We start from the raw sequence: 16,652 nt of genomic DNA, 5'->3' as shown, positions 1-16,652 counted from the left end.
AATGGTTTGAGCTTAGGTGAATTATTAAAAGAATTACGTGGTGATGAGAGTTTACGTGATGCAGCAAAGCGGATAGACATTACTTATTCTTACTTAGCTATACTTGAAAGAGGAACGGATCGTCGGACTGGTAATCCTATTAAACCAACACCAGAGACCCTACAACGAATCACTTACGCCTATAAATATGATTATTTTAAGTTGATTGAAGTGGCAGGCTTTTCAGATGATCCTTCTTATAATCCAGCATTAAAAGAACCTTTTGCTCAAAATCCCTCATTACAGCAATGGTATAAATCTCTTGCCCACCGCAATGAGCAAGATGTTGAGAAGCTAAAAATAATCTGGGATGTATTTCATGAAGGTGGTGACATCTAGTGCATTTCGTTGAAATAATAAGACAACATGGCGTTGTACTGGTGAGGGCCCTCGTAACCCTTCCACTGGTAAACGACGTCAAATTACACGTCGTGGTAAAAGTAAAGGCGAAGCTCGTAAAAGAGTAGAAAAGGCTATTGCTGAGCTAAAGAAAGCACATACCTTCGATGCAAAGATAACGTTTGATAAATTTAGCCAGATTGGTTGAAGCTCTATCGGATGAAAGGCAATAAGGAAACAACAAATGAACATCGTGCTTACTGTATTTCCCTACTCAATCGTTACTTAGCGAAACAGAAAATAACTGCAATCTCAACGATCGAATTACAAGGTGCGCTCAATCACCTATTTGAAAATGGTACCGCATTTAATACACTGCGTGGCACTCACAATGCCGCCAAAATGATTTTGCCTATGCAAAAGAAATTGGATTAATTGAGATAAACCCTGTAGCAGCTACTTTTGTACCGAAAAAGAAAATGACATTAGAAGAAGTACTACTGAGGAAACATCAAAGCTTTATCTAGAATCAGATGAATTGAAGGAATTTTTAAGCTATGTGGACAAGCACCGTAATATCATGTATCGAACTTTGATTTATACAATCGCCTTCACAGGTATGCGTCCAGGAGAAGCTGTTGCCCTTAAGTAAGAGGATGTCGATTTAGAGAAGAAGGTTATTCACATCAACAAAACGGTATATGCGAAAAATGGTGTGCGTGGTGACTTTGAACTTACACCACCAAAAACATTTGGTAGTATCCGATCTGTGAATTTTGATGATATTGTTGTAGAAAAACTGAAACAGCTTTATAAATGGCGTGAAGATCGTGAATGGGTAAGGTATGAATTTGTATTCGGTGACAAAGAAGGCATCCCCCCTACCGTCAAGATGCTCAACCAAACCGTCCGACGCCTCGGTGCCCTTACTGACATCAACAAACAATTCCGCACCTACATCCTCCGCCATACACATATTAGTCTATCGGCAGAGGCCGGTGTCGATTTGAACTTCATCATGAATCGTGTCGACCACAAAAACTCTGAGACAACGACTAAGATTTATTTACATGTTACATCTGGAATGCGCGCCAATGAATCGGAGAAAATGCACGCCAAGTTTACGGAATTATTGATGGATTGAATATCAAAAATAGGCCTATGGAGATACTTTAGTATCTCCATTTTATTTGTAAATCTATCTATGGTTTATATTCAAGAGGATTATTCGTGTCTGTCTACTCTTATCATATGATCAATCTTATTTCTTTCGAAATATTTAGATATACTGTAAATTAGATTTTTTATAGTTTGTCTGCTGTTAGTAGAAATATACAGTTGATCAGCTATTTCCAAGAGAATTTTCTTTGGTTGATTTGATAAATACATTTCAATTTCTGATATCCTCATATTCTTCAAATTCTCTATTATCATTTGTGTTTCAAAAGGTAACTCTTCTTTAGTTATAATATTTTTATTATTCTCCTTACGATTATTCTCTACTAATTGAAGAATATCGTCCAAAACATCTTCAATCTCTGTTTCTCCATAAACCTTTAAAATCTTACTAATCTTCAATGTAATACTAGATAACTCTGAAGCTTTCAAAAGTTTCCACCTCATCTCAGTTTAGTACTAAATTCTGCAACGATTGATTGTAAATAGTCCGTTTGTTTAGTTGCATTTGGTTGCGATCTAGGCAGACTATTAACTGCATAAACAGGTAGATTAACTGAAGCAGCAGCAGATATGCCGTCCCCATCTGTTAGATAATTTTCAAAAACCATTCCTGGATGTTGAGACTTAACAGTAATTATAGTATCCAAATGTGTTTGTTTAGGACTACCACCATATTCATCGACCATATTGAAGATAATACCAGCAAATTCAGTTTCAATGTACGCTTCTGCAATTTCAGCATAGTCATGCATGCCCTTAAAACTTTTGTTAAATTTCTCCATATAATCCACAATTAAAGAAATACCTGTTGTAGATAAAAAGTCTGGAATAGCAGGTATTACAAAATAATCACTTGCGTAAAAAGCATTTTGAGTAACTATATTAACATTTGGTGGACAATCTAATAAAATATAGTCATACTCATCCTTAATATCCTTCAACAAATTATGGATAATCGATAGTTTCTCAATTTCATTTTTCGTGTCTTCTTTATGATCTTTTCCTGCTTTTCGATTTCGTGCAAGTTGTAAATCTACCAAAACCAATTCTTGATGTGATAAAACCATATCTAAATTATTATATACATAACCTGGTTCTGCATTTACCAGCTCTGCATGAATAATTTCCTCTCTATTGTAAATAGTATCATTAAAATAACTATCAAATAAGTCTTTAAGAGTTTTTATTCGCTCATCATAAACTTTTTCTACATATCCACTTACACCAACTGCAAGGAATGAAAGATTACATTGTGGATCCAGATCAATCATTAAAACTTTCTTACCTTGATAAGCTCTTAGACCTGCGCTAAGATGTAAAGTTAAAGTAGATTTTCCTACTCCACCTTTCCAATTGATAATACTAACCACTTTCCCCATTATATTACCTCCTATTTTTTACAATATAACAAAATTTTATAATATAGGAAATTGGTTGTATATCAAATATCAATCTTACTTAATAATTTTAAATGATATAATTAGAGATTTTAATTAGCATTTACTTATTTTATATAATAAAAATATAATTTTCATTATATAATTAAAATATATCAAATTCTATAATACTAACAGTTAATTATAACTATATCATTAAACTGCTTTTTAATACTCTATTCTACATTTATTTAAACCTAATTAATAAACGTAAAATAAATGTTTACTTTCCGTGACTTTTTTCAAAAATCAACCTCATTTATCCTCTACAAACCTTGATATACCAAGGAACCAAAAAAGCATGAACGCTTATATTCATCATAAGCGTTCATGCTTTTACCCTCTTTCATATGTATTCGCAAACCTTATTATAGCAAGGTTTTCTGTGAATGTACAAAGACATGCTTTTCCTGATTTCGTGGGTTTTCGGGAGGAATGTGACTTCCATGTATAACTTTTACTTTATAATCTGCAATAAAGAAAACGAATGAAAGTACTTGTAAAATAACTGGAAGGAAAAAGAGTCCTGCATCATACTTGATGGAATGTTCCATGTATTCACATAGACTAACTATCACTGTTCTTTCCCTCAATCTAGATAATAAAGCCTGAAAATCAATTACTAAAAAAAGTAAATATACTAAATATTTTCAAGTTCAGTACGATAACAACTATGGAACTAAAAATGTAATTAGGAAGGTGATAATTTATCATGATGACGACCAATTTCTCTACTATGCAATATTTAATGTCACGAAAGTCCTCGTCTAAGTATTATGGGTTGACGCGACAAATGAGCAAGGAAGTTAAAGCTACATCGAAAGAGAATCAAGAAAAAATAAATAATGTAAATAAAATTCTTGAAGAAAGTAAAACTTCTAAACTATCTAGCAAACAAATTGAAACGTTAAAAAGCGCAGTAAAGCAAGGGTTATTAGGATCTAGTTCTAATCATTTAAGCCCATTAGGTATGTATAACTATAAAAAATCAATCTCAAGTTCGAATTCAAACTTACATTCAACTTTGAGAGCTTATCGAAATTCTATCTAGTTTTTAAACACCCTTTAACCTATTAGAGGGTGTTTTGTCTTGTAAGACAGGTTTCATATCATGGTATTCAATTAACCAAATTCGAACATATGTATGCTTTTAAATCCTTATCCCCTTTTAAACGTCCACTATATAAAAAGGATCACTTTCCTATCAGTGACCCTTTCAACGATTATTTAAAATTCTGTGGTTTTACCACTTTAAATGAAGCAACTTCCCCGCAGTTTTTACAAAAAGTCATTTGGAGTGGTGACCCTACCGCCATAATTGCTCCAATAGGTCGTATATTGCCTTGGCTTGTAGTACCACCCACCTGTCCAGTCGTAAATTTATCTCGACCACAAGCCTTGCAAACTAATTTTTCATTCTCCATCATATCACCTCATTTTATGTAATTTATGTAAATTATAACATATGAATATCTGGTATGAGCGATGAGCGGGTCCCCCCATCAAATCTATAAAATATCTAGGAAAATAATGAAGAAGAAGAAGATATTCTTATTATTCATTTTGTTATTGCTTGTAGCGTGTAATGAAACGGAGGAAAAAACATTTGCATTTCCTGATGAAATCCAAAAAATAATTGTGATGGGACAAGGGGCATATCGTGAGGTAAAGTGACGAACAATTGAACATGCTGAGGACATTGACAGAATAAAAAATGCCATGCAAATTTTAACTGAATCCCTTACAGATGAAGGTCCATTCTATTAGTTGGAAGTGATTTATTACACAAGCTCAAATAGAGGGCGATTTTATCTAAATGATATGTACTCTTTGAACGAAGAAGCGCTTCCAGCTTTCATTAAACTGATTGACAACAATTAACAGACTCCACTTCCTTTAAATCAAGACAAAGCTTTGAACGGACACATAGATTGAAAATATAGATACCCCCATTAGAAACCAACCATAAACTGTTTGCTGTTTTTGAAATTCTTGAATACCTAGCGTGAACATGAAAAAGCCTAAGAACAATATCATGAGGTAATTCAATTGGAAATCTCGGGTGATTAGTCCGTAAACTGCGAGAGATATGCCTGTGATGGAAAAAATAATTTTTAAACAATTTAACATAACTTTCCACCTCCACTTTTAGTTTATCATACACTAACTAAAGGTTATAGCTACCTAGAAAGACATTGGCATAACTACATTTCCATAGAAAAAGGCATATGCTCATCCGCAGATCGGACATATGCCTTTATTTTTTAAACTCTTAACGATCCACGGAAGCCTCTTGCCGCGTAGTAGGATTCTGCGCCATTGTGGTACATAAAGACCATGTCATAGCGACGATCGCAGAAGATAGCACCGCCGAGTTTGCGAATGTTATCAGGTGTTTGTACCCAGCTTGATGTTTTTAAATCGAACTTGCCAAGCTCCTGTAGTTGGCGATATCGCTCCTCTGTTAACAGCTCTATGCCCATTTCCTTGGCAACGTCCATAGCCGTATTTTCAGGCTTGTGGTTTTTTCTAGCTTCCCACGCTTCACGGTCATAACATAAACTTCTGCGACCTTTAGGACTTTCCGCAGAACAATCGTAGAAAATGAACTCGTCCGTGTTTGCATCATAGCCAACTACATCTGGTTCACCGCCTGTTGCTTCCATTTCGTGGAGCGACCATAGTTTCTCCTTATTAGCCTCTAGCCTAACTTGGACATTTGCCCAGTCAAGCCCTTCATGACGAGATGTATTTTTCTCGAAGCGAACTTGCAAAGTATTAATTAGTTCCTCGGTTTGCTCTTGTGATAATTCTTTCGTTGACATTGTTGTCTTCCCCCTCACTTATTTAAATGACAAGCCTTCTTCTTTCAATGATGATCTCAGAATCGGTAAGGAGGCTGGTCCAATACCATGCATTTTTAAGATGTCCTTTTCCGTGTACATAGCTAGTTTTTCCAACGTATCAATACCGGCGTGCACTAATGCATTTCTTGCAGGTGAACTCAGTTTGGAAAGGAAGCCACTACTTGGTTTATTTTCCTGATCACAGGTAGGGCAGCTTGGACAATCTGTGCTTTTGTAAAATTTATGTCCTTTTTCACAAACTTTTAACCTTTTTTCTGCCAATATCATCCCTCCAAACCTTATGCTTTTGTTCATTTTATCATATTTCCTCAAAGGTATTGAAAAGGGACACTTGAATTTTTCATCAATTCACGCTCTTTTGAAGTTGGTGCCACATTTACTGACTTAGCAACTTCTTGTTTCTATCATTTAATGTTCTCCAGCGCCTCAAACAAGTCAGCTATATCTTTGCCCTCTTGTATTTCTTCATAACAAAAGAAGGAATTTTGACAGTATCGACTTGATTCTTTTTTCCTCTTCCACAGTAAAAAAATGTTCGTAAACGTTCAATATTTCTTCTCCGCGCCATATATACAACAAGCTCAGCCATTTTCTGAGCAAGTTGACCCTCAGATTGTGTTGTTTCCTTAATCAATCTCATTCGATTTGTCACATACCAATGTCTTGCTTTTGGAGAATTAAGGCTTAAATCCTCTTGCTTCATAGCTTTGTTCAGTGTCTATACCAAGAGTTATGTGTAAGAGCAAGAAGAATCCCTTTTGAAAAAAGTTTGATCAAAAGGGATTCTTCTTTAGCAGTTTTAAGTTAGGTTATTATGAAAACGTTTGATTATTTTCTACCTGTGTTGCTCCACAATCGCGTCCGATTATTGAATATCCTTATTCGTCCCAAAAAGCCGCTAACATCTTACAGTACAGCGTTTTCTAAAATAGTAAAAGAGCTTGTATTACAATTAATTTCTGCTAATGCACCAAGAGGTAGAATGAATTTTGGTTCGGTATGTCCAAAGTTCATATTGTATAGAACTGGTGTATCCTCCAAGTTAAATTCTTTCAACACTTTTAAAATCTCTTCTTTATATTCTTCGCAATACTTTTCATCTTGTGGTTTACCAAATATAATTCCGTTTGCTTTTTGTAAAATACCTTGTACACCGTAGTTTCTCAACCAATATCTAAGTAGGTTAGGCTCCGGTTGATCTTCAGATGTTTCAAAGAAAAGAATGCAATTTTCCCAGTATTTTTCTTCAGGCCATAGCACGGTTCCTTTAGCAAACTCTAATACTTCAATGCACCCTCCTATTAAACGTCCCTGTACTATACCTTTACCTTGCAGCAATTCGTATCCTTTATTAGGTTGCATTGTGCGTTTTTGATTTTTATTTGATTCTATCCAATCTAAATGCTCACTTGTCCATTCTACAGAAGGAACAATTTCACCTATTACTTCATTAGAAAATAGCGTTTTCTGAATAGATTGAACGGTATATGAGTGCATTTCAACGTTTTCTGCAAAATCGGTTAAAATTGCTGGTCCATAAAATGAAGATATACCCGCCTTCAAACAAAATAAATGAGCAATCGTTACATCTGAGTAACCCATTAAAATTTTAGGATTTTTAGTTATCACCTCAAAATCAATGTAAGGGAGTAAACGAACACTATCATCTCCACCAATATTTGCAATAATAGCTTTAATCTTGGGGTCCTTAAAAGCCATCATTAAGTCCTCTGCACGTGCTTTTGGATTTTTGTCTAAATAATCTGCACCTTTCAAGCTATTTGGCATTGCTATAACTTTCAGTCCAAAAACCTCTTCAAGTCTTTTTACGCCTTGTTCATAACGCCATTTTAATTCTGGTTCTCCAGCACCTCCCCAAGAAGGACTAATTGTGGCGATATAATCTCCTTGCTGGAGTTTATTTGGCTTTAATAACATATAAATACACCTCAAATTAGATTTAATTTCATTTAAAAATAACATATTAATGGAAATTTTTAAATAGTCTATCATTTATGTGAAATAAGCTATTAAATCCTTGTTTGGTAACATTGCACAAAATGATTTTATTCCACAATCGCGCCCGATTGTGGAATAGAGGATATTTATCTATGCTAATTGTGGGTAGTCAAGAGGCAACCGAAGCAATACGCTACATGTCTTTTGCTCCTCTTATTGCCGGCATGCGGGAGCTAACGACAACGATCCTTTGGGCGGCTGATCAAAAAAAGGCTCCCCTAGTTGGTTTACTAGTAGGCCTTATTTGTTCTGCCATCGCCGCTTATCATTTAACGGCAATACCGGGATTCGGTTATGCAGGTGTTGCGATTAGCGCTTTTATCTTGGAAATAACATCCCTCCTCTGGAATGCGCTCATTATACAAAAAAGATGCAAAGGCGCGTTCCCTGTAATGACGTTATTGGCATATTTAATTTTTCTTGCGTCAATAGGCTTTCTTAACGTTCCGTTCGAAAACTTTCTGTTGTACATCGGTATAGAATCAAGAACCATGCAATCGCTCGGCAGCATACTATTTTTTTTAGGATGCATTGCCTTATTCTTGCTGCTACGATTTTTGGGAAGGGGGAGCTTTAGAAGGTATCGCTAACTAAATGGAAATTATATGAACCAACGTTCGGCTCAGACCTCCTTACACTCTTTTTATTAAGATGATAGGTACGTAGCACATCGCAAAATCCGAGATATAATGGGCATCTTTGGAAAGAATGATTTAATCAAAGGAGGAGAATCTCACTCTTACCCATACGGTTTCAAAGTCAAAGCAGCGCTTGCTTCATTCACTGCTCAAGCTTGTAATTGGAGGAATGCTTGTCTGTGTGCTGTTGTACAGTCTATTCGTCAGTGCCAACGTAAAAGCTTTTAATTGTTCCAGAGCAAGTTCCTTTAATTGAGCCAAATTTTGTAAAGTTTCTTTTGCATATAAATCTGTTGACATATCAAGACGCTTTCCTTATTTCAGAAAAGCGCCCTTTAATGGAATAACTAAACCCTCTTAAGTGTGTATCCCATCCAAACTTTCATTGGGAACGTTATTCATTGGTTATTATGTCCTTATCTTCAAGATTTACTATACCTGGTGTCGCATTCTTTGTTTTTCCAACAGAGCCTATGATTTCTCCATTATACTCATATAAGATAGCTTGAATATTATCGCCTTCAATATCTTTCTCATTTAATTCATAAGTAGTTACATCTAACTCTTTACCTACATATTTCTCAAGAAAAGAAAACTGATAAGAGTCATTAAACGCTAAAGAATCCTTAGATATTTCGCGTGTTTCCTTTGTGTCAAAGGATTTAATTGACCAACCTAACTCTTCTAAATATAATCTATGTTTTTCGTTAATACTTTCATTGTTACAAGCTGTTAAAATAAACAGAATGCACAGAATCATCGTTATTTTTTTCATAATTCCCTCCTATTCACTTTTAACTACTAAAGTATTTCGATAAAACAGACTTTTATTCCTCTAAAAAGCTACCAAAGCGAAGTTTGGCAAAACTTTTCTACAATATGGAAAAAATTCTGCATATAACAGAAAAAAAGTACACCACTATTATTTTAGTGATGTACTGATTTGATAATATATTGTTCAAACATTATATACCAATTCACTATTTTCCTAATTCTAACTATCATTAATAGAAATAATGTTTACAAATAGCTGTCTCTCTTATTTACTTGAATGATTCAGTTTGGAAAAAGCCTACAGAACGGGTTTAGCTACATACGCACTAGCCCTTTTACGCTACTTATCATTTCCTTCTAATTTTCTGCGTTTTAGCAAATACATAACCTGATCATCCAAATGACGCACTAATAACATAGAAAGGTCTCGTAAATTCCGTTATTTATATTTATTTAAAATTTCTACGGGAATATGACAATAATCATTTGGGCATCTGGTTAATCTTTCTTGATGTTCCTCTGCACTTCTGACATAGTTTGTAAGGGGCAGCACTTCAACCATTATAAGCTCGTAATCACTTCTCTCTCTAAGAAATGCCTTCGCCTCTTTTAAATGCTCAGGATTTTCACTATATACGCCCGTTCTATATTTCTCGCCAACATCCTGTCCTTGTTTATTCAAACTGTAAGGATCAATGATTTCGAATAAATAGCCCATTAAATCTCGAATGGTTACAACTGTTGGATCAAACCCTGTTTTTACACATTCAGCGTACCCGTCATAATCACTCTCAAGCGTACGACTAGTCCCATTAGCTCTACCTGCTTCTGTAAACGTAACTCCTGGTAGCGTTTTTATAAAAGCTTGTACGCCCCATAAACATCCACCTGCCAAATATACTACTTCCATCATGCCCCTCCTTTTTTTGTCTAAATACAGATCAATTTTATTATGAACCTATTCATAAAGGAAGGCGATAAGTGTAACGAATCGAGTATACCAAAAGGATTTCTTAACAAACTATCTGCGCTGTAGAAGTATTAGTTAAATGAATTGTAACTACTTTTTAACATGTATTACTTTGTAGCCAATAAATAAGATGAAAAACCAAACAGGTGCGACATATAGCGCAACACGCATATCTGGAATAAAGGCCATTAACACAATAACCATTAGTAAGAATGCAATCGCAATATACGTAGAAAGTGGATAAAGCGGAATTTTGAATTTCAGCTTGGCTACTTCCTCTTTCGTTTTTGACTTTCTAAATTTCAATTGTGCTAATAAAATAATCATCCAGCTTGTAATAACTGCAACCGTCGCAACAGCAGAAATATAGATGAACACTTTTTCAGGTACTATATAGTTTAAGACAACCGCGATTAATAGCATAGCTGAAGAAAATAAAATCCCTCGACTTGGACTACCGTTTTTGCTTACTGCTTTAAAATACGCTGGACCATTTTTTTGTACCGATAAGTTGTGTAGCATACGTCCTGAACCGTATAAGCCACTATTAAATGCTGACATTGCTGCAGTAATGACGACAAAGTTAATAATGTGAGCCGCAGCTGGGATACCAACGTAATCAAAAATTTGAACGAACGGGCTACCTTCTGAGCCAACTTCGTTCCAAGGATAAATAACCATCATAACGCCTAATGCCCCAATGTAGAAAATTAAAATACGCCAAACGATGTTGTTAATCGCTGAAGGAATGGACTTGCTAGGATTTTTTGCTTCCCCTGCAGAAATACCCACTAATTCAACCCCACCGAATGAGAACATAACTAATACGAGTGACATTAAAATACCATGGAAACCGTTTGGCATGAAGCCACCGTGTGCCCATAAATTATCAAAGCCAATTGCTTCACCGTGGTTACCGACACCGAAGAAAATAATCGCTAGTCCTAGAACGATCATACCGATAATTGCTACAACTTTAATCATCGCAAACCAGAATTCGAATTCTCCGTATGCTTTTACATTTGCTAAGTTTACAAGCGTCATCATAACAAGTACGACAAGGGCCGTTACCCATTGTGGAATATCTGGAAACCAGTAGTTAATATAGACACCGACCACTGTTAATTCTGCCATGCCCACGACAATCCACATGAACCAATATGTCCAACCAGATAAGAATCCAGCAAAGCGTCCTAAATATTTATTCGCGTACATACTGAATGAGCCTGATACAGGTTCCGCTATTGCCATTTCGCCTAATGCACGCATAATGGTGAAAATTACTAACCCGCCAATTAAATAAGCTAGTAAAATAGATGGTCCCGCCATTTGAATGGTTGAACTAGAGCCATAAAATAAACCGACCCCAATGGACCCGCCAAGTGCAATTAATTGCATGTGACGCGTACTTAATTCCCGCTTTAGTTGTGAATCTTGATGATTATCTTTCATAATGCTTACTCCTCATACGTTTAGATTTTCAAATACTTGTTCAAAAAAGGAATAAAAAAAACGCCCTTTTGGATTAACCAAAAGGACGATTCAACTCGTGTTACCACCTTTAATTTATAAGCAATTCACATTACTTACCTTAAGAAGTACGGTCATTTGACGATACTCTCGCACATGATTACGGGTGCTTACCGGCGTAGCCTACTTGGAATAATCCTTTCGGTACACAGCTCCAAGATGAATTCTCAATTGTTTTACATGCACCTCTCATCGACCGGTAACTTTCTGTTCGTAAAAATAATTGATACTACTTCTTTTCATAGCCTTTGTTCTATACAAATATTTTTGAATTGTTTTTCATTTTACAGAAAAAAAATAGTTTGTCAATATAGTTTAAAAAAATTCTTCATAAACCGCATAAATTATTTCTAAACAGCTCCCTGTTCCTCAAGTAAAATCCCTGTTACTTTAAGAACTATAAATCTGTGTTATTCTTTTCCACTAAACTCCCATATATTTAAACCCTCGGAAGCTTCTGGTGCTTCAAAAAATTTAGTGACTTGAATAAACGTCGCTTCCGTGTCAAAAGCTGCTCTTTCGGGTTGTTCGTTACGCCTTTGCGCAATTTGACGTAAGCATTGCTGGTTACTTAAATTAAGGAAAATTAGTTGATGGTTTGCATTGATCTCTGACGCTAAATCCAAAAACCACTTTCGCTGTTTTTGAGTGTTACCTGGAAAATCCATTACTACATTCGTACCAACACTCAATATGTTTTGGACATGCTTTTTCACCATCGGCTTAAGCTGTGCTGAAAATTTTAGATAGTCCTCAAATGATGTGATCTGATTGGGATAAAGAGAGGCGAGCCATTCATCCTCAGATAAAAGTACCGCATTTTTTTCTTTCGCCATTTGTTGTGATTTTGTTGATTTGCCTGCTCCCATTTTTCCACAGAAAAAGTAGAGCGTCCCCACTTGCTTCATATTTTTAATCCTCCGAGCTTTTTTATTGGTTGTTACCCCACCTTGTAAAACTATACTATACAATCAGGTTATTCGTATTTGGTTGCTAGGAAAGCTGTGCCTTTATAACAAGAAAAAACGGATTCTACAATCAAAATCCGTTCTTCGTCATTTCTTAAGTAACACTAACACAATGTTTGCAGTAGATGTGAGAACACATTAGCTGATGTGTTTTAGCTAAGATTCTATTCCAAGTGTTATGGCGTCATCAAAAGCGTTCCATCGTTAAATCAGTATTTACTGAAACAGCAGCTTTATTACCTTTAGCCGCTGAAATCATTAAAGAGGATGGTTTGGATCTTTCGGTTTCTCCTGCAATATAGACATTTTTTTGAGTTGTTCTACCAACACCATCTGTTATCACTTTTCCATCTTCATCAATAGCACAGCCAAGCTTCTCAGCAAACTGATTGGGACGATAATAAGATGGGGCAACAAATCCACCCGACCTTAAAATGGTTGCTCCTGATTCAAACTCTATTTTTTGTAAGTACCCATCATTACCTATGAGGTCTTTTATCTTTTCTGATATTATTTTGATATTGTGTTTTTGCAACTCCATTTTACTTTCGTTAGATAAGGGAGCTCCATTCGTTAAGACAACCAAATCCTGTGACCAATTATAAATTAACTTGGTCAAATGCAGTACATGCTCTTCTTTTTCTGCTATAACCACTAATGGCTTATCCTTTTGCTCCCAGCCATCACAATAAGGACAACTAAATAGACTTTTCCCATAAAACTTTCTTATACTTGGTATAGTAAATATTTCTTGAACACCAGTGGCGAGTATGATTTTTTCTGAAACAAATTCCTGACCAGTAGATGTTTTGACAGTAAATCGCTCATCATCTATATCCTTTATAATTTCAGTAACTGTCGCATTAAGATAGGAGACGGACGGGTAATTCCCCAACTCTTTTAACGCTATGTCTTTAAACGCTTGTGGTTCTATCCCATCACGCGTAATAAATCCATGTGACGCCTGTGTCACTCTATTCCTATTTGTCCCATCATCAATTAATGCAATATTTCTCCTAGCTCTTCCTAAAGTTAAGCCAGCACTTAACCCTGAAGGACCTCCGCCTATAATGATACAATCAAGAACAGTCATTTTTACCTCCGTATTGATTTGGTTTTCTTTTGAATTGTAATTTGCATTAGAGAACTACATTATTTCCTATATCATGAATTTCCATTCTTTACACACTCATGACGCAGAGTTTTTGTTTATTTTACATTAAAAAAGACGCATTCCTTTTTAAAGAAATGCGCACAATTAGATAAATTTGATAATAGTTGTTCAATAACTTCTGAGTCTTTCGGGTATGTATGAATAAATATTGAAATTTCATTGCAATTCTTCCAAGGTAATTTCTTCATCTGGGTCTTGATATTGAGTATCCCCACCAGTTATTTGGACATAAAAAATATTGTGTTGTTATATTATTTGATAATTTGAGCGCTGTTTCTTATGCAAAATCGCGACCGATTATTGAATAAAGTTCAACTCCTATTTCTAGTTATTGTAAACATTTCAAATGATAAAATAATTAAATAGACTTTGTGGCGTCTACGGCTATGTAAGTATTGCTATAAAGAAGCATATGAATTCTCTTTACATTCCATAGTTTCTTAAATTCATTAATTGGAACTTTTCGATTATAGCGATTGTGTTCATCATCACAATTCACCAGATGCTTTACTGATTCTGCAAGGTAAATATATTCCTTGTCATAGCCTACTACAGGGACAAAATGCAGATAGTTACGATCCTTTTGTGTTTTAATAAAAACAATCACGGGAGTTCCTTTACTAACTTCGTACTTTAATGTATTTACATTTCCTTTATGATATTTTGTTTTAAAACCCTTCTTTCTTAACACCGTTCGGATTCCCTTTGGATATACAGCACCCGCCCTAGTTTTACTAGGAAAATGCGTATATAACGCTTCACCATCATCCTCCATGCCAAAATGACGTAATAGATATGCTGTTGAAAATGCTGCACATTCATTATTCTTTTGAAAATCTATTCGATTGTTTTGTTGAATAAGATAGTTAGCTGGATAATCTCTTTTCCGTAAAACAAGTATGGGTAATGTCATTAAATATGCATTAATAATAGTTGATATAATAATCCATAAAATAACTTGACTAACTATAAACATACACGACCCCCATATCTTTGTGTGTAATCAAATCTATATTCTAAGTCCTTTTTTTTCACTATCCTGCACAGTTTTTTAGTATATTTTATTTCTTAACAACTCTTACTCAATTTTAACATAATTATCCAATTCAGGTTTTTGTTTTACTCAATTAAATGGTCCTTTTGTTGAACACAAGTCAAACAAAGCTCTTTAAACTAAACTACCCAGTTAAGATAACAAGAAAAAAGAACTGTATAAGCAGCTTATTGGTCTTCAAAGATATTTTGCTGCTAACTCAACAACAATGACTATTTTTAATCTCTAACATATTACTCATCAAAAAAATCTGTTATAAAGAATGGTTTAATCCCTACCTCTCTAAATAAATATTTGATAGGATGAACCTCTTGAACAATACGGTTGTTTGGAATGAATATTTTCTCTTTAAGTTCTTGAAATAGCGTTGCGTCAATTTCAGGAAACCAATCTTCGTAGCTTACTCCCTTCTGTTGTTCAATCAAAATTAAATACACGACAATGAATTCAAACATAAAGGGAAAGTCTCGCTCAATTTTTGAATAATGCTGCAATAGAGCTGTTAGATAGCGTTCGAAATCGTAGTATGTGCTAGCTCCATATTTTAAGCGCTCGCTCTCTGGCTTAAAGACAAACGTTGCTTTACTATACCAGTTTCCTAGCATGCATACAAAAAGGAATAGTGCATGTTTTCTTGTTTCAAAATCGACATCATCAAAGTACTTGAAATACTCATCAAAAATATAAGGTTTGGCAGTGTCAAAATAACCGATTTCAATGCCTTCAATTGTTTCACGCACTTTTTCTACAATCGTTTTTTCAGTCATCCATCTCACTCTTTCTATATTTACTTGTAACATATTTCATCACAGCCTGGATCGTAAGGACGAAACTAATAACCGTAGATAATAAAAGCTCCATTGCTTCATGCTGATTCCATAGAAGCCCAAATCGCATGAACAAATAAAAACCGCTTGCCAATGCATGGCAGGCAAATAGACTTCCCCAGATCACTGCCTTTGACCTTTTATAAGCATTACTCCCCCTTAAATACTTCATATAGTAGAAACAAACAACACCTATTCCTATAATGAACAGTGAGGTCTGAACAAAGGGTGTTGTCACAATCATCGGTTCTTCGTGCGGCATATCCACATAGAGAAGGTTCCCAAGGTGAATTATGTTAAAGCTCAATAGACAAATAAACACATATAAAAAGAATAGCCATTCGGCAATTATCATGAACCATTTCATTATTGCCTCTACCATCCTAGTCTAATAATCTTGTATTCTCTTTATTTTCTATATATCTACAAAAGGGACAATAATGATCTCTCGCTATGAAAATCGCACGGTACATTTCTGACCAGGGAATGGTATCTTCACAGCGATCACATTCTACATAAAAATCAGGTAGTAACCCCTTATCTAACAAGACATTCCACTGCGAGTTTGTTAATTGATCAGGTCCATTTTTTATAACATCTATAATGATTGCCAATACTTCCCCATCATAAATTCGATTTGAATTCACTAATTCTGTTAAATAAGCAATACATTCAGTCGATTCACTGATGATTTTTTGCTTTAGCTCTTCCCTTAGCATGTAACCCCCGCTTTCTTTTCTCACTTTATTTGTAAAAATAAAATACCAATCTCAAAAAACCTTCTCCCTAAAAATAAAATACAAGAATGTTTTCAGCATTTTTTAGAACCATAGGGTAA

22 protein-coding genes, 1 pseudogene and 1 other annotated feature are annotated in these 16,652 nt (G+C 35.1%); of the genes and pseudogenes, 5 read left to right on the top strand and 18 right to left on the bottom strand.

What is annotated here, in order from left to right; translation table 11 throughout:
• Positions 1-6: 6 nt before the first annotated feature.
• The 3 genes and pseudogenes from MHB39_RS10580 to MHB39_RS10570 all read left to right on the top strand — a co-directional run.
• Positions 7-378: an XRE family transcriptional regulator gene (locus MHB39_RS10580; RefSeq protein ID WP_342546659.1), complete on the top strand. Its 372-nt coding sequence runs from the start codon at positions 7-9 to the stop codon at positions 376-378.
• Positions 379-597: 219 nt separating this feature from the next.
• Positions 598-813 (top strand): hypothetical protein, encoded by a 216-nt coding sequence (locus MHB39_RS10575; protein ID WP_342546656.1) that lies wholly within the window; start codon positions 598-600, stop codon positions 811-813.
• Positions 814-1,042: 229 nt separating this feature from the next.
• Positions 1,043-1,522, top strand: a pseudogene (locus MHB39_RS10570) (site-specific integrase); the annotation flags it as partial.
• 80 nt (positions 1,523-1,602) lie between these two features.
• On the opposite strand, the gene MHB39_RS10565 reads toward MHB39_RS10570, so the two are convergent.
• Positions 1,603-1,986, bottom strand: coding sequence for a hypothetical protein (locus MHB39_RS10565; RefSeq protein WP_342546653.1), 384 nt, complete (start codon positions 1,984-1,986; stop codon positions 1,603-1,605).
• Between the two features lie 11 nt (positions 1,987-1,997).
• On the bottom strand, positions 1,998-2,936 hold the full coding sequence (locus MHB39_RS10560) for an AAA family ATPase (RefSeq protein ID WP_342546651.1): 939 nt from the start codon (positions 2,934-2,936) through the stop codon (positions 1,998-2,000).
• 850 nt (positions 2,937-3,786) lie between these two features.
• Between MHB39_RS10560 and MHB39_RS10555 the strand changes: the two genes are divergently transcribed.
• On the top strand, positions 3,787-4,044 hold the full coding sequence (locus MHB39_RS10555; RefSeq protein ID WP_244205647.1) for a hypothetical protein: 258 nt from the start codon (positions 3,787-3,789) through the stop codon (positions 4,042-4,044).
• Positions 4,045-4,216: 172 nt separating this feature from the next.
• On the opposite strand, the gene MHB39_RS10550 is transcribed toward MHB39_RS10555, so the two are convergent.
• The 6 genes from MHB39_RS10550 to MHB39_RS10525 form a co-directional block, all read right to left on the bottom strand.
• Entirely contained in the window at positions 4,217-4,417 is a 201-nt protein-coding gene (locus tag MHB39_RS10550; protein ID WP_004228479.1) for a hypothetical protein, read from the bottom strand.
• Positions 4,418-4,889: 472 nt separating this feature from the next.
• Entirely contained in the window at positions 4,890-5,030 is a 141-nt protein-coding gene (locus MHB39_RS10545) for a DUF3953 domain-containing protein (RefSeq protein ID WP_274517284.1), read from the bottom strand.
• A 227-nt stretch (positions 5,031-5,257) separates the two neighbouring features.
• Positions 5,258-5,818 carry a DUF4256 domain-containing protein gene (locus MHB39_RS10540; RefSeq protein ID WP_258861003.1) on the bottom strand — a complete coding sequence of 187 codons (561 nt, stop codon included), beginning with the start codon at positions 5,816-5,818 and terminating at the stop codon, positions 5,258-5,260.
• An 18-nt stretch (positions 5,819-5,836) separates the two neighbouring features.
• Complete coding sequence (locus tag MHB39_RS10535) at positions 5,837-6,124, bottom strand: RNA polymerase alpha subunit C-terminal domain-containing protein (protein WP_258861021.1); 288 nt, start codon at positions 6,122-6,124, stop codon at positions 5,837-5,839.
• 175 nt (positions 6,125-6,299) lie between these two features.
• Complete coding sequence (locus MHB39_RS10530) at positions 6,300-6,500, bottom strand: hypothetical protein (protein ID WP_342546645.1); 201 nt, start codon at positions 6,498-6,500, stop codon at positions 6,300-6,302.
• Positions 6,501-6,766: 266 nt separating this feature from the next.
• On the bottom strand, positions 6,767-7,798 hold the full coding sequence (locus tag MHB39_RS10525; protein WP_342546644.1) for a S66 peptidase family protein: 1,032 nt from the start codon (positions 7,796-7,798) through the stop codon (positions 6,767-6,769).
• Positions 7,799-7,971: 173 nt separating this feature from the next.
• Here MHB39_RS10525 and MHB39_RS10520 point away from each other — a divergent pair, with 173 nt between their 5' ends.
• Positions 7,972-8,469 carry a polysaccharide biosynthesis C-terminal domain-containing protein gene (locus MHB39_RS10520; RefSeq protein WP_342546642.1) on the top strand — a complete coding sequence of 166 codons (498 nt, stop codon included), beginning with the start codon at positions 7,972-7,974 and terminating at the stop codon, positions 8,467-8,469.
• 186 nt (positions 8,470-8,655) lie between these two features.
• Here MHB39_RS10520 and MHB39_RS10515 read toward each other — a convergent pair whose 3' ends face one another.
• The 10 genes from MHB39_RS10515 to MHB39_RS10470 form a co-directional block, all read right to left on the bottom strand.
• Entirely contained in the window at positions 8,656-8,817 is a 162-nt protein-coding gene (locus MHB39_RS10515; protein WP_342546640.1) for a hypothetical protein, read from the bottom strand.
• A 94-nt stretch (positions 8,818-8,911) separates the two neighbouring features.
• The gene (locus tag MHB39_RS10510; protein WP_342546639.1) at positions 8,912-9,292 is read right to left on the bottom strand and encodes a DUF4830 domain-containing protein; all 381 of its coding nucleotides are present in this window, start codon (positions 9,290-9,292) and stop codon (positions 8,912-8,914) included.
• Between the two features lie 438 nt (positions 9,293-9,730).
• On the bottom strand, positions 9,731-10,201 hold the full coding sequence (locus MHB39_RS10505; RefSeq protein ID WP_342546637.1) for a peptide-methionine (S)-S-oxide reductase: 471 nt from the start codon (positions 10,199-10,201) through the stop codon (positions 9,731-9,733).
• A 150-nt stretch (positions 10,202-10,351) separates the two neighbouring features.
• Positions 10,352-11,713, bottom strand: a complete 1,362-nt coding sequence (locus tag MHB39_RS10500; RefSeq protein ID WP_036080840.1) for an amino acid permease — start codon at positions 11,711-11,713, stop codon at positions 10,352-10,354.
• A 78-nt stretch (positions 11,714-11,791) separates the two neighbouring features.
• Positions 11,792-12,043, bottom strand: a binding site (T-box leader).
• Between the two features lie 158 nt (positions 12,044-12,201).
• Entirely contained in the window at positions 12,202-12,699 is a 498-nt protein-coding gene (locus MHB39_RS10495; protein WP_342546634.1) for an ATP-binding protein, read from the bottom strand.
• Between the two features lie 247 nt (positions 12,700-12,946).
• A complete protein-coding gene (locus MHB39_RS10490; RefSeq protein ID WP_342546631.1) occupies positions 12,947-13,852 on the bottom strand; it encodes an NAD(P)/FAD-dependent oxidoreductase in 906 nt (301 codons plus the stop codon).
• Between the two features lie 439 nt (positions 13,853-14,291).
• Entirely contained in the window at positions 14,292-14,909 is a 618-nt protein-coding gene (locus tag MHB39_RS10485) for a cysteine peptidase family C39 domain-containing protein (RefSeq protein WP_016994520.1), read from the bottom strand.
• A 311-nt stretch (positions 14,910-15,220) separates the two neighbouring features.
• Entirely contained in the window at positions 15,221-15,754 is a 534-nt protein-coding gene (locus MHB39_RS10480; protein WP_333006949.1) for a hypothetical protein, read from the bottom strand.
• Positions 15,747-16,181, bottom strand: coding sequence for a hypothetical protein (locus MHB39_RS10475; RefSeq protein ID WP_016994522.1), 435 nt, complete (start codon positions 16,179-16,181; stop codon positions 15,747-15,749). The genes MHB39_RS10480 and MHB39_RS10475 overlap by 8 nt, the downstream gene beginning before the upstream one ends.
• Positions 16,182-16,197: 16 nt before the next feature.
• On the bottom strand, positions 16,198-16,533 hold the full coding sequence (locus MHB39_RS10470; protein WP_036080863.1) for a hypothetical protein: 336 nt from the start codon (positions 16,531-16,533) through the stop codon (positions 16,198-16,200).
• Between the last annotated feature and the right edge of the window lie 119 nt (positions 16,534-16,652).

Origin of the sequence: Lysinibacillus sp. FSL K6-4013, from assembly GCF_038630435.1 — a bacterium.
Classification (GTDB): Bacteria; Bacillota; Bacilli; order Bacillales_A; family Planococcaceae; genus Lysinibacillus; species Lysinibacillus boronitolerans.
Note: the sequence above shows the minus strand (reverse complement) of the source record. Positions and strands in the feature narration are given on the sequence as shown.